Genomic DNA, 12,880 nt, shown 5'->3' on the forward strand with positions numbered 1-12,880 from the left:
GTCCATCGCCGCGGTGCAGGGCAAGTGCATTGCGGCCGGGTTGATGCTGTGCTGGCCGTGCGATCTCATCGTCGCCGCGGACAACGCTCAGTTCTCCGATCCGGTGGGTCTGATGGGCATCATGGGCATCGAATACCACGCTCACACGTGGGAACTCGGGCCCCGTAAAGCCAAGGAGATGCTGTTCACCGCCGGCTCGGTGACCGCCGAGGAGGCGCTGCGATCGGGGATGGTCAACCACGTCGTACCGCTGCAGGACTTACAGTCGGCCACCATGATGCTCGCTCATCGGGTTGCTCAGACCGACCCCTGGGCGCTGCGACTGGCCAAGCGGGCGGTCAACCACACCATGGACACCATGGGCTTCTCGACGGCGATCGCGTCATGTTTCGACATGCATCATCTCGGCCACACGCGCGCGCTGGCCGCGACGAACGGCCAGACCGTTGTCATGGCGGACCTGGAACGGATGAAGGCCGCGGGTCGCACCAAGTGAGCCCCACGACTTCGGGTAGTGGCCTTGCTCCGCATCACTGCAAAGCGAGACAAGAAACGCGGCTCCGTGAGCTGCGGAAATGCAGGGCAATCGACTGACCCGAAGTCGATCTCACTTCTAGAAACGAAACGGCGACATTTCGGTGGCGTTCGGTTCAGTGCTAGCCGCACCCGGCGCGCACCGTAGTGGGCGCCGGTCGACGCCCATGACGTCAGGCCAATCCGCCGCCTGCTCCGTCAACGACCCGGCCGCCTGTCGCATGAAGCTAGCGCACAGATGTCCAAATGGCAACGTGCTGACGCCATTTTTGCTAGCGTGGTGACTATGGACAGCTCGACGCGGCGAACGAAGGGCCTGCAGTGCGGTCCCCGAAGCCACCAGGTGGTCGAGAAGGTGCGCGACGCCACCCTGGCCGAACTGGCACGAGTGGGGTTTCCGGGGCTGACCATCGAGGGAGTCGCCAAAGCCGCGAACGTCAATCGCACGACGATCTATCGGCGCTGGCCGTCCAAGAGCGCACTACTGTTGGCCGTCATCGAGCCGCTGCTTGAGCGTTTCGACCGCGATCCCGATACCGGTTCACTCGGCGGCGATCTGCTGGCCCTGATGCTGATGATGGGGGAGACCGCGGCCTTGCCCGAGGGGCAGGCGGTCCACCGCGCGGTCGGGTCAATTTCGGACGAACTCAAGGACCTCGTCGATACCACTAATGACCGGGCGCTGGGCGCATTTCATCGAGCATTTGATCGCGCACGCGCCCGAGGCGAGGTCGGACCAACCGACGACACCGAAGTGATCGCGCACCTGGCCTTCTTCGGCATCGTGCTCTGGCAGGAGACCCGAGAGCGCGCGCCCACCGTGGAGGAATGCTGCCGGATCCTGCGAGTCGTGCTCGCACCGCTGGCCGGCAGTCCCTCGGCGCCACCTGCGCGCTCAGCAACGTGATACCAGTGACTGTCATCGCACAGCGTTGGGAGCCGCCTCGGTCACATTAGGCGGCGTCTTCGCTGGCCGCCCAGAGCTGGTCGATGGCGGCGAGCGCCTTGTTGAGGCTTTCGGCGGCAAGCGGTTTGAGATGGGCCATCTCGGGGTTGGCATCGGCCGTCGTGAGTTCGGCGGTGATGAATCGCGGCTGCAACCCGGTCACCGACAAGGCGTGTGACAACCAGGTCTGGGCATGATCCCAGCCTTCGCGCGGTGTGCCCGGACCATAACCCCCGCCGCGGCTGGCAAGCGCGATGAAGTCGGTGTCTCCGAGCAGGCCGGCATGGGTCTCGGCGTCGATGGACAACCCCAGGGCGATGATGTGGTCGACCCAGGCCTTGACCGTGCTGGGCGGGCCGAAGTTGTACAGCGGCAGGCCGAGCAGGACCGTGTCGGCCTGCTTGATCTCGTCGATCAATTCAACGCTGAGCGCGAACGACGTGTCTTGTGCCGCAGTGCGCTGCTCCGCGGCCACCATTCGCGCCAGTCCGGTCGCGCCGTCCAGGTGCGGTATGGGATTGGTGCCCAGATCGCGGTAGGTCGCCGTTCCGTCGGGATGGGCGCTCCGCCACCGATTGGCGGCGCGAGCGGTCAGTCGCCGACTCACCGAGTCGTCACCTCGGACCGAGGAATCGATGTGCAGCAGGTGTGACATCTCGAACCCTCCATAGATCGCTGGCCGGTTGTCCAACCCGAAGCTAGCGCAGAAATGATCAAATGGCAACATAACGTCGCCATCTGTGTTAGCGTGGTGGCTTAGGGCAGCTCGACGCGCCAAACGAGGAGCGTGCACGCATGACGCTTGACCTAACGCCGGATCAGTTGTTGTCGACCACGCGCACAGTGCGCAAACGCCTGGATTTGTCGCGCCCGGTCGAGCGGGAGCTGTTGGAGGAGTGCTTCGACCTGGCCTTGCAGGCACCCACGGGTGGCAACCAGCAGGGCTGGCACTTTGTCGTCGTCACCGACGCCGACCAAAGGAAGGCTCTTGCCGAGCTGTACCGGGAATCCCAAAGCGAGACCGAGCCGCCGGAGCCCCCTGCCGGACAGGAGGCCGTGATGAACTCCGCCGCCTACCTGGCTGAACACCTCCAGGAGGTGCCGGTCCTGGTCATCCCGTGCATCGAAGGCCGGTATGAAGACGCTCCTCACCTTTGGCAAGCCATCGCGTGGGGATCGATACTGCCCGCGACCTGGAGTTTCATGCTGGCCGCCCGCGCCCGGGGCTTGGGAACGGCATGGACGTCATTGCACTTGGCCCACGAACGCGACGCTGCCGCAGTGCTCGGGATCCCGTATGAGCAGGTGACGCAGGCGGCGCTGATCCCGGTTGCCCACACGATCGGCACCGACTTCAGGCCCGGACCCAGGCGCCCCCAGGCCGAGCGCGTTCACTGGAATCGTTATGCTGGCTAGTTATCTTGGTTGGCTGAGATTGGGAAGCACAGCGCATGGCGCGCACAGATAATGACACCTGGGATTTGGCGACCAGCGTGGGCGCGACGGCGACGATGGTCGCCGCTGCCCGGGCGATAGCCAGTGAGTCCGCGGCGCTGCTCCCGCCGCGAGGAATAGGACCCAGTATCGCTCGCGTCACAGCCACAACTATCGGCGGAGCATTCGCATGGCGTCAAAGCTGTTCCACGCTTGCGGACGAAGCTCGATGACGACGCGGTCCTGCCGGGCCAACGCCGCCGCGTCCAGGCCGGCCATTGTGCCGAACTGCGGGTAGAACCATTCGGCGGTGGCCGCGTCATCGTGTACGACTGCCAACGTCCGGGCGCTGATCATCCGGCCGTGGACCAGTGGTTTGCCCGCGCTGGAAACTGCGACCGTGCTTCGCGGGTCCGCGACCAGACAGCCGACCCGGGGACGGTCGCGAAACGACGTCACCCAGAACGCATCGCGCTCAAACAGGTAGGTCAGGAATGCCGACACCGGCCAACCGTCGCTGTTGAGCCACCCGACGGCGCATTCGCTCTGCGCGGCAAGGAGTTCCATTCGCTCGTCATCAGTGAGACGGAAGGCTGCGAAGTCCTTGGCTTTCCTTACTCGTCGCGCCGAACCCGGTCCGTCGCCAACAACTGGACCAGACCCTGACGATCGAGCTTGCCAGTGGGCAGCATCGGCAGCTCGCTCTCGGGGAGGACTGCGATGACGGTCGGCGCCTTGAACCCGGAGAGGTTGGCGCGGGCGTGGACCGCGACGGCCTCGGTGGACAGTTGGGCGCCGTGCGCGGGCACGACGGCGGCCGCGACGACCTCGCCTCGTACCGGATGGGGCAGACCCACCACGAAGCTGTGCAGCACGCCGGGCATGGCGTCCAGGACTGATTCGACCTCGGCCGGCGAGACGTTGGATCCCGCGGTTTTGATCAGGGCGCTGGCCCGGCCGGTGAAGTGCAGATGCCCGGTTTCGTCGAACCAGCCGCGGTCCCCGGTGTCATACCAGCCGTCGGCGGTGAACACCTCGTGGCGTTCCTGCTTGTAGATCCCGCTCATCAGGATCGGGCCGCGCACCTGGATTTGGCCCTCTTGCCCGCGCGGCGCCTCGATGCCCGCGGTGTCCACGATCCGGTGCTGCACGAGCCCGGGAAGTGGGATCCCGAAGGAGCCCCGGCGTTCCGGCGGCAGCGGGGTATCCGGCACCTCGACCATGGTGTGTGGGCCGCCGGTCTCGGTCATGCCGAGCAGGTTGGGGGTCAGTTCGGGTTCGCTGGGTCGACGTTCGGGTGGCAGCGCCTGCAGCATGGTGCCGCCCCGGACGCTGGACAGGTCGCGCTTGGCGAAGTCGGGGTGGTCGGCCATGGCCTGACTGGCCTGCGCCCAGCACGAGATGAAGGTGGCCCGTTCCCGCTCCAGCAGCGCCAGCGTGGCGCCGGCATCGAACACGTCTTGGGCCAGGATCGCGGCTCCGGTGGCCAGGGCCTGCAGCACCACCATGGTCAGTCCCCCCACCCAGAAGAACGGCATCGGCGAATAGATGCGGTCGGCGGCGGTGACGCCGCGGTGGTGGGCCAGGATGGCCGCGTGGCGCACCAGGCTGCCATGGGTGTGGGCGACGGATTTCGGTAGCGCCGTAGTTCCCGATGTCGTGACCAGCACGAGCTCGTCGGCGGCGCCGACCTCCTGCTCGGCCGGGCCGGTCAGGGGCGCGACGGGACCGTTGCTGCTTCCGGGCCACGGGGTGGTCCACTCCCGGTCACAGTCGGGCCACACGTGCACCCGCCGCAGGTAGGGGACCGCCTCGAGGGCGATGGCCGGGCCGCCGTCGGCCAGGCCGGGGAGCGCATCGGCGAGCCGGGTGACCAGGTCGCGGCCGGCGATCGAGCGGCCCATCAAGAGCACCTGGGTGTCGGTGTGGCGCAGCAGCCTGGCGAGTTCGGCGCCCGGCGCGAAGGTCGACAGCGGGACAGTGAGCGCGCCGATACGCGCTGCGGCCAGCCACGCGACGAGCCACTGGGCGCAGTTGGGGAAGAGGATGCCGACGCGGGTGCCCTTGCCCACGCCCGAGGCCAACAGCGCATCGGCCAGTGCCCTGGACTGCGCGTCGGCCTCAGCGAAACTGAGTCGCTCCTCGTCGGTGACGAGGAATTCGCCGTCAGGCTGCGCGCGCCGCCACGACAGCAGCTCGGGGACACTCCCCGGTAGGCCGGGGGATGCCGGATCGTCCGACGCGGTCTGCGCCGCGGCCATCAGCCGACGTGCACCGGGATGTGCGAATAGCCGGCCACATTGGACATCGTCACCCGTTGCAAACCGTCGGTATTCACCGCGAACCGCGGCCAGTTCTCGCGTATCGCGTGCATGGCGACTCGTGTCTCCAGTCGCGCCAGCCAGGAGCCCAGGCAGCTGTGGGCGCCGTATCCGAAGGCCAGGGTGGTAGATCCGCCGCGTTTGATGTCGAACACGTCGGGCCGATCGTAGGCCCGCGGGTCACGCGTGGCGGCCCCGGTGACCAGCAGCGTGGGCGATCCTGCCGGGATGGCGCCCCCGTCGAGCACGACCTCTCGGGTGGCAAACCGGCCCTGATACTGCGAGGGCGGGTTGAGCCGCAGCATCTCCTCGATCGCCCCGGGGATCACGCCGGGGTCGGCGAGCACCAGCTCCCATTGCTCGGGATTGTGGTGGAAGGCCATGACGCCGTTGCCCACCAGCTTGGTGACCGTTTCGCTGCCCGCCGCCGCGATCAGCACCGCGAACGTGGCGATGTCCTCGTCGGTGAGCCGGTGCGTCACCCCGGCCTCGTCCTCGTAGCTCGCGTCCACCAGCCTGCTGATGATCAGGTCGTCGGGCTCGCGACGCTTGTGCTTGGACAGCTCCAGGAAGTAATCGTTCATCGCCATCGAGTCGGCGACGCCACTTTCGGTGGCGAAGGGGTTGTTCTCCTCGCGGTGCAGGAACCCGTCGGTCCAATGCCGAATCTGCTGGCGCTCTCCAGGGGGGACGCCGAGCATCGAGGAGATGATTTCGACCGGGAACAGCGCCGCGAAGTCGGCCACGATGTCGAAATCGTCTTTGCCCTTCAAGGCGTCGACATAAGAGGTGATGACGTCGGTCACCAGCGGCTCCAGGTTGGCGATCGCCGCCTTTGTGAAGACCTGGCGGACCAGTTTGCGCAGCCGTTCGTGCTCGGGGGGATCCATGAGGATCAACATGTTGAGTTCGTCGAATTTGTGGCGCATCGACAACGCATCCAGGGTGACCCCATAGGAGCTACTGAACGTCTCCCAGTCGCGGTGGGCGGCCACGACGTCCTCGTGACGCGTCAGCGCGTAGAAATCCCACCGCTCGCTGTAGTACACCGGCGCTTCGTTGCGCATCCAGCGGTAGGTCTCATAGGGGTCGTCAAAGAAGCTGTCGGAGTACGGGTTGAACTCCATAGGGGAGCCACCCGCGCGCGGTTTGGTGGCCGATCCGGCACCGTGATCAGTCGACATCTCAGGCGTCGATCCGCATCATGCCCGCCAGCGTGCCGCCCATCACCATGGCGACCTCGTCGTCGCTCAGCTCCGGGTGCCGCTCGGCGTACGTGAGCGGCTCCGCCAGGCCTTCTGGATGCGGATAGTCCGAGCCGAAGAACAAGTGGTCGATCGGCACCAGCTTCGCCAGTTCGGCAACGTTCTCTTCCCAGAAGGGATTGAAGTAGACGCAGCGTTGGATGGCCTCCACCGGATCTTCGCTGTAGAGCTGCGGCATCTTCTTGCGGGTGTCCTTGAGGTTCTCCAGTAGCCGGGGCAGCCAGGTCGTTCCGTTCTCCACCATGCCGATCCGCAGCTCGGGAAACCTCGTCAGGAGTCCGTGGCAGGCCAATGCCGCGACGGCGTCCTCGGCCGGGTTGCGGGCCAGGCTGTAGTAGGAGCGGAAGGGCGACGGCTGGAATGGCCGGAATTCGCCGACACCCTCCCAGTCGTTGGCGTAGCGGGAATACCCGCTGTCAGAGGCGTGCATGATGACCAGCACGCCGGTCTCCACGACCCGCTTCCAGAACGGGTCGAATTCGGGCAGCGCGAACGACCGCGGGCCGCGCAGCCCGGGCACCGGCGCAGGCCGGATGAGAATGGCCCGCGCACCGCGCTCGACCACCCAGTTCAGTTCGTCGATGGCCTTCTCCACGATGGGCAGGGTGATGATCGGGGTGGTGAAGATACGGCCCTTGTAGTCGAACTGCCAGGTTTCGTGCAGCCACTGGTTCAGAGCATGAATGATCGTGTGAGTCGCCTCGGGGTGCTCGCGGAAACGCTCTTCCACCAGGCTTGCCAGCGTGGGGTACATCATCGACTTGTCGATGCCTTGCTCGTCGAGGAGCTCCAGCCGTGGTGCCGGTTCGCGCATCGCGGGGGTTGCCTCGATCGCTTTCCCCAGAATCTCGCGGTGCGGTTTGCCTTCGGGGTTGCCGTTATGGAAGTAGTCCTCCTGCGCTCCCGGGGCAGCGACCTTGTCGAAGGTCGGGTTGGGGATGTAGTCGCTGATCTGTCCCAGGGTGGCGATCTTGGTGCGTCCGTCGACTTCCACGTACCGGACTGCGCCGTGGTACTCGGGCGGCAGGAACTTGGTCAGGGCATCGCGTGTCTCGTACATGTGGTTATCACCATCGAAGACCGGAAATCCCAAGCGCGACGTCATTGAACTCCTCCTTGTGCGCGGCTACGCCTGCGATGCAGGATGACCGCTATTCGACCAACAGGACAATCAAATATGCGATTAACTCTAGCATCGAGTGCGTCAAAAGAGGATATGCGTTTACTTTTTCGTCGTGCATCAGTCCGACTACGGGTAACGTTCCTGCTGTGGCGGGGTTGCGTGTTGCGATTGCGAGGAGGAATAGGTGGATCTATCGCTGACCCTGGAGCAACGCGCGGTCCGCGACGCGTTCGCAGCCTTGTTCGGAAAAGAGGCCACGCCAGAGCGCGTGCGGAGGGCGGAGGTCACCGGCTTCGACGGACTGCTCTGGCGGCACTACGCCGAGATCGGTGCACTGGGCATCGGAGTCCGCTCGGACTGCGGGGGCGGGGAGGGCGGACTCCTGGAACTGGCCCTGGTGGCCGAGGAAGCCGGCCGACGCCTCGCGCCGATCCCGGTCGCCGAAACCGCGGCCGCGGCCCGAATGTTGGGCCGCCTGCGTGAAAAGGAGCTGCTGGTCCCGGTCCTGAGCGGATCGGTCATCGCGTCGCTGGCGGCGCGGCCCGGCCCGATAACAGCCCAATTGCTGGTCGACGGCGCTATCGCGGACACCGTGCTGGCCCTCGACGGAGACTCCCTGGTCTATGTGAACCGCCCGGACGGCCTGTCCAAGACGGCGCACCGCAACCTCGGCGGTTTATCGCTGGCCCGGTGGCACGCGCCCGGTGTCACCACCGTCCTCGCCGAAGGCGGTGAGGCGCGCTCGCTCTTCGACACCGCGCTCGACGAGGTACGTGTACTGCGGGCGGCCGCATTGGTCGGGTTGGCCTCCGAAGCCGTCGGGATCGGTTCCCGGTACGCGGTCGTGCGCGAGGCCTTCGGCCAGCCGATCGGCATGTACCAAGCGGTTGCGCATCCGTTCGCCGACGCCGTCACGGCACTGGATGGTGCCCAGTTGCTGGTCCACAAGGCCTGTTGGGCAATGGATTCCGCGCAGGAAGACGCCGGCGCGCTGGCGGCGATGGCGTTTGTGTTCGCCGCCGAGACGGCTTATCACGCGACGACGCACAGCCTGCATGTCCATGGCGGATACGGGTTCATGGAGGAGTACGACATTCAGCTGTATTACCGCAGAGCCAAAGCGTGGGCGGCGGCGTTCGCCGACCCGCGACGCGAGCTGCTCACTGTCGCCGACCGACGCTTCGGCCCCGTGACGACCGGAGGTCGGTGACCCGATGGACTTCAGCGAACCGGAGAACTGGGCCCGGATCCGCCGCGCCGCAGAGGAATTCACCGCCGAACATGTCACCCGTGACGTGATCGAGCACGAGCGTCGGACTGGTGACGGCGTTGATCGCGCGCTGACCCGGAAGCTGGGCGAGCGCGGCTGGATCGCGTCGGGCTGGCCGGTCGCCGAGGGTGGGGCCGGACTGGATCCGTTCGAGGCGGCCTCGCTGTGGAATGCGTTGCGCAAGGGAGGAGTTCCGACCGCAGGCCCCGGTACCACCATGCTGCCGGCGAATGCCATCCGCGCCACCGGCTCGGCGGAACTCAAAGCCAGAGTCCTGCCCGGCGTGGCGGCCGGTGAGGTTCTGATCTGTCTGGGTTACACCGAGCCGGCCGGTGGCTCCGACGTGTTCGCCTGCGCGACCCGTTCTCACCTCGAGGGGGATGAGTGGATTGTCAACGGGCAGAAGATCTTCACGACATTCGCCCATCTTGCCGACTACTGCTTCTTGCTCACTCGCTCCCAGCCCGGGTCGGTGGGTCCGCGGGGTCTGACAATGCTGTTGGTACCCCTGGACTCGCCCGGTATCGAGATCCAGGCCGTGCACACCATGGGGCACGAGCGCACCAACATCGTGTTCTACAACGATGTGCGGGTGGCCGACGCGAACCGGGTCGGTGAAGCTCATGAGGGCTTCGCGGTCATGCGGGCAGCGCTGGAGGCTGAACAGAACGTCGCGCCCGGTTCGCGCACCGGGTGGGTCGCCGACGACACACTGGAGTTCGCCCGCACACACTCCGGGCCCGAGGGGACTGCGCTGATCGACGACGTACTGGTTCGCGAGCGCCTGGCCCGGATGGCGATGGAGGCCGAGGTGGCCGATCTGCTGGACTTGCGGGTGGCCTTCCTCGACGCGGAAGGGGGAAGGCCGGGTCCGGTGTCGGCGTTGTTCGGGCCGGAAAGCTACGTGCGCGCATCGGCCGCGGCGATCGACATCGCAGGGCCCGCGGGCATGATCGACTGGACGGACCCGCACTGCGCGGTGGACGGCAACCTGGACGCGCACTACCGCAGCGCCGTCGCGTCGACGATCTACGGCGGGTCCAGCGAGGTGCTGCGCAGTCTCATCGTGGAGAACCGCCTGGGATTTCCGCGTAGCCGGCCGCGACGCTGACGCGCGGTCGCAGCCGGGCCGCCGACCGAGAAGGCAACGTGCTCAAAGGAAGTCGCTGCCACCGTCGACGTTGATGTGGGCGCCGGTCATATAAGTGTTCTCTGGTGAGGCGCAAAAAGCGACGACAGCGGCAACTTCGTGAGGCAGCCCCAGCCGACCCAGGTCCACCGACATGCCGTGACCACGCGCCAGCAGTCCGAAGGCGCCCACCGGGTCGTTCGTCGCAATGCCGGCGGAGGCGAGCGCCGGTCGCGCCCAATCGGTGAGGATCGGACCCGGGGCGACGGCGTTGACCAAGATGGCATCGCCAGCGAGACTGCGGGCCAGGTTCTTCGTCACGCTAAGTAGTGCGCTCTTGGCCGCGGTGTAGCCCACCAATCCCGCCGACTGGTGTTGCACCGACATTGCCGTCACGTTCACCACTCGGGCCCATTCGGCGGCTCGCAGCAGCGGCAGTGCCGTACGCACACACCGAACCGCGGACAACACCCCTTCGTCGAATGCCGTCGCCCATTGCGCGTCGCTTAGGTCCTCAAACCGACCGGCGCCCAGCGGACCGGCGGCATTGACGAGCACGTTGAGTCCGCCCCAGCGCACGCCAACTGTCGCGAAGACGGCCTCGACGTCCGACGCCGAGCTCAGATCCGCGGTCAACGTCAGCACCTCGGGACTGCCGGCGTTAGCCAATGTCGTGGCGGCCTCCGCCAGCCGGGCTTCGTTCCTGCCGATGACGCCGACCCGGGCGCCTTGTTCGGCCAGGCACACTGCGGTCGCCAGTCCGATGCCACGGGTGCCCCCGGCAATGACCGCGGTGGCATCGGCGAATCCAAGATCCACGATCGTCAACGACTACTTCGGCGCGAACCGTTGGCCGGCGTCGAGTCGGATGGTCGACCCGTTGAGCATCTGGTTCTCCACGATCGACAGCGCCAGGGCGGCGTACTCATCGGGCCGGCCCATCCGGCGCGGGAAGGCCGCGTCGCGAGTCAGCTCACCCGCCATTTTCTCCGGAATTCGTGACGTGATCCCGGTCGCGAACAGGCTCGGCGCGACGGCGGTAACCCGGATGCCCAGGCTGCCGAGATCGCGCGCCATGGTCAAAGTCATGCCGGCGATCGCAGCCTTCGCGGCGCTATAGGCGACCTGGCCGATCTGCCCTTCGAACGCCGCAATCGAAGAGGTGTTGACGATGACGCCGCGTTCCTCGTCGTCGGGGTCATTGCGACTCATGTGCCAAGCCTGCAAGCGGTTCAGGTTGAAGGTGGCGATCAGGTTGAGCTCGATCACCGACCGGAAGGCGTCCAGGGAGTGCGGTCCGCTCTTGGACAGCGTGCGCGCCGATACCCCGCCCCCGGCCGTGTTGACCGCGATGTGCAGGGCGCCCAGGTCGTCGATCGCGGCTTGCAGCACGGTCTCCACGCTGTCGCTGTCGATGACGTCACATGGGTGAAATGAGGCCCCGGCGCCCAGTTCCTTCGCCACGACGGCTCCGTCCGACGACGGCAGGTCCAGCACGGCGACTCGTGCGCCCCGCTCTGCCAGCTGCTCGGCGGTCGCTCGTCCCATGCCGGAGGCGCCTCCGACGACCACCGCGGCGCTGTCCTTGACCTTCACGCGCACCCCTGTCTGTGTGAAAACCGATTGTCTTCCTACGGGGTCACCACAGTACAGACAAGTAGAGTCATCCTCTACTAGCTCAGCAGACCACATATTCATAATCTGCTACGGTTCGCGTTGGTTGTTCGTCGGTTGCGTCCGAGCTGTGATGAGCGCGGGGGCACTGATCCAGAGGATGGACGGATGAAGCTGGAACAGGATCCCGAGATCGATCAGTTCCGCGCCGAGGTGAGAGGTTTCCTGGAGAAGCACCGCCCGGCAGTGCGCACGAAGGGCAGAGCCGGGACCCGCGCACCCGAAGCGGAGGACATTCCCGCCCTCCGGTCATGGACCGCCCGACTGTTCGAAGCCGGCTACGTGGGTGCTGACTGGCCCGCCGAATGGGGCGGTCTCGGCACCAAAGACGCGCTGCGCGCGACCGTCGTCGGTGAGGAGATGGCGCGCGCCCGGGTGCCCACGCCGATCGGCGCCGGCCTGCTGGCCGCTGCGGCGCTCATCCACTGCGGGTCTCGCGACCAGCAGCAGCGCCACCTGCCCCGGATCCGGTCGGGCGAGGACATCTGGTGCCAGCTGTTCAGCGAGCCCAGCGCGGGCAGTGACCTGGCCAGCCTGACCACCCGGGCGCGTCGCGACGGCGATGACTTCGTCGTCGATGGCCAGAAGGTCTGGACCACCAACGGCCAACACGCCCAACTCGGCTACCTGTTGGCCCGAACCAACCCCGATGTACCCAAGCATGCCGGCATCACCGCGTTCATCCTGGACATGGCCAGTCCGGGCGTCGACGTGCGGCCGCTCCGTGAGATCACCGGCACCAGTGACTTCAACGAAGTCTTCTTCGATGGCGTCCGGATACCAAAAGGCAACGTGCTCGGCGAAGTCGACGAAGGCTGGAAGGTCGCCACCACCAGCCTCGTCGAGGAGCGCTCCAGTGTGGGCACCGCGGGCATCGTCATGCTGCGCGCGGTGCGCGATGCGGTAACGGTGGCGCGCTCACTGCGGCGCGGATCCCGCCCGGCGCTGGACAACGATGCGGTCCGCCAGGACATCGGCCGGCTGTACGCGGCGGCGTGGGTCAATGTTCGCCTGGGCCAATACAACCTGTCGCGTGCGTTGAGCGGCGAGGCCGATCCCGGCGACGCTCCGCTGGCCAAGGTCCTCTACAGCGAGAGCAACCTCGCGCTCACCGAGTTCGGGCTCGGACTCCAGGGCACCGATGCGCTGCTCACCGAAGACGACCCCGAGGCGATCGCCGGCGG

Annotated in this window: 13 protein-coding genes and 1 pseudogene; 7 read left to right on the forward strand and 7 right to left on the reverse strand. The window is 66.6% G+C overall.

The features are described from left to right. Positions 1-496: enoyl-CoA hydratase-related protein (locus VGG53_RS06745; RefSeq protein ID WP_331517247.1), on the forward strand; the 496-nt coding region annotated here is incomplete at its 5' end. 324 nt (positions 497-820) lie between these two features. Beyond that, on the forward strand, positions 821-1,441 hold the full coding sequence (locus tag VGG53_RS06750; RefSeq protein WP_331517248.1) for a TetR/AcrR family transcriptional regulator: 621 nt from the start codon (positions 821-823) through the stop codon (positions 1,439-1,441). A gap of 46 nt (positions 1,442-1,487) precedes the next feature. Here VGG53_RS06750 and VGG53_RS06755 read toward each other — a convergent pair whose 3' ends face one another. Then, positions 1,488-2,135: an FMN-dependent NADH-azoreductase gene (locus VGG53_RS06755; RefSeq protein ID WP_331517249.1), complete on the reverse strand. Its 648-nt coding sequence runs from the start codon at positions 2,133-2,135 to the stop codon at positions 1,488-1,490. Positions 2,136-2,275: 140 nt separating this feature from the next. Here VGG53_RS06755 and VGG53_RS06760 point away from each other — a divergent pair, with 140 nt between their 5' ends. Both VGG53_RS06760 and VGG53_RS23980 read left to right on the forward strand, forming a co-directional pair. After that, on the forward strand, positions 2,276-2,896 hold the full coding sequence (locus VGG53_RS06760) for a nitroreductase family protein (protein WP_331517251.1): 621 nt from the start codon (positions 2,276-2,278) through the stop codon (positions 2,894-2,896). Between the two features lie 35 nt (positions 2,897-2,931). Next, positions 2,932-3,016, forward strand: a pseudogene (locus VGG53_RS23980) (hypothetical protein); the annotation flags it as partial. 69 nt (positions 3,017-3,085) lie between these two features. Here the strand turns inward: VGG53_RS23980 and VGG53_RS06765 are convergent. From VGG53_RS06765 to VGG53_RS06780, 4 genes are read right to left on the reverse strand one after another with little or no spacing between them, the layout of a single operon-like run. After that, entirely contained in the window at positions 3,086-3,481 is a 396-nt protein-coding gene (locus VGG53_RS06765) for a hypothetical protein (protein ID WP_331517252.1), read from the reverse strand. A 47-nt stretch (positions 3,482-3,528) separates the two neighbouring features. Further along, entirely contained in the window at positions 3,529-5,175 is a 1,647-nt protein-coding gene (locus tag VGG53_RS06770) for a class I adenylate-forming enzyme family protein (RefSeq protein ID WP_331517253.1), read from the reverse strand. Continuing rightward, on the reverse strand, positions 5,175-6,419 hold the full coding sequence (locus tag VGG53_RS06775) for a cytochrome P450 (protein ID WP_331517255.1): 1,245 nt from the start codon (positions 6,417-6,419) through the stop codon (positions 5,175-5,177). Before VGG53_RS06775 ends, VGG53_RS06770 begins: the two co-directional genes overlap by 1 nt. Position 6,420: 1 nt before the next feature. Continuing rightward, on the reverse strand, positions 6,421-7,605 hold the full coding sequence (locus VGG53_RS06780) for an amidohydrolase family protein (RefSeq protein ID WP_331517256.1): 1,185 nt from the start codon (positions 7,603-7,605) through the stop codon (positions 6,421-6,423). Positions 7,606-7,807: 202 nt separating this feature from the next. Here VGG53_RS06780 and VGG53_RS06785 point away from each other — a divergent pair, with 202 nt between their 5' ends. Both VGG53_RS06785 and VGG53_RS06790 read left to right on the forward strand, forming a co-directional pair. Next, positions 7,808-8,833 carry an acyl-CoA dehydrogenase gene (locus VGG53_RS06785; protein ID WP_331517257.1) on the forward strand — a complete coding sequence of 342 codons (1,026 nt, stop codon included), beginning with the start codon at positions 7,808-7,810 and terminating at the stop codon, positions 8,831-8,833. 4 nt (positions 8,834-8,837) lie between these two features. Then, positions 8,838-10,004, forward strand: a complete 1,167-nt coding sequence (locus VGG53_RS06790; RefSeq protein WP_331517258.1) for an acyl-CoA dehydrogenase family protein — start codon at positions 8,838-8,840, stop codon at positions 10,002-10,004. A gap of 42 nt (positions 10,005-10,046) precedes the next feature. On the opposite strand, the gene VGG53_RS06795 is transcribed toward VGG53_RS06790, so the two are convergent. Together VGG53_RS06795 and VGG53_RS06800 are read right to left on the reverse strand one after the other, a co-directional pair. Further along, positions 10,047-10,841 carry an SDR family NAD(P)-dependent oxidoreductase gene (locus VGG53_RS06795; RefSeq protein WP_331517259.1) on the reverse strand — a complete coding sequence of 265 codons (795 nt, stop codon included), beginning with the start codon at positions 10,839-10,841 and terminating at the stop codon, positions 10,047-10,049. 12 nt (positions 10,842-10,853) lie between these two features. Beyond that, positions 10,854-11,618 (reverse strand): SDR family NAD(P)-dependent oxidoreductase, encoded by a 765-nt coding sequence (locus VGG53_RS06800; protein WP_331517260.1) that lies wholly within the window; start codon positions 11,616-11,618, stop codon positions 10,854-10,856. 186 nt (positions 11,619-11,804) lie between these two features. On the opposite strand from VGG53_RS06800, the gene VGG53_RS06805 reads away from it, so the two are divergent. Further along, on the forward strand, positions 11,805-12,880 hold a 1,076-nt coding region (locus tag VGG53_RS06805), incomplete at its 3' end, for an acyl-CoA dehydrogenase family protein (RefSeq protein ID WP_331517261.1).

The sequence above is a fragment of the Mycobacterium sp. genome, from assembly GCF_036490025.1.
Classification (GTDB): domain Bacteria; phylum Actinomycetota; class Actinomycetes; order Mycobacteriales; family Mycobacteriaceae; genus Mycobacterium.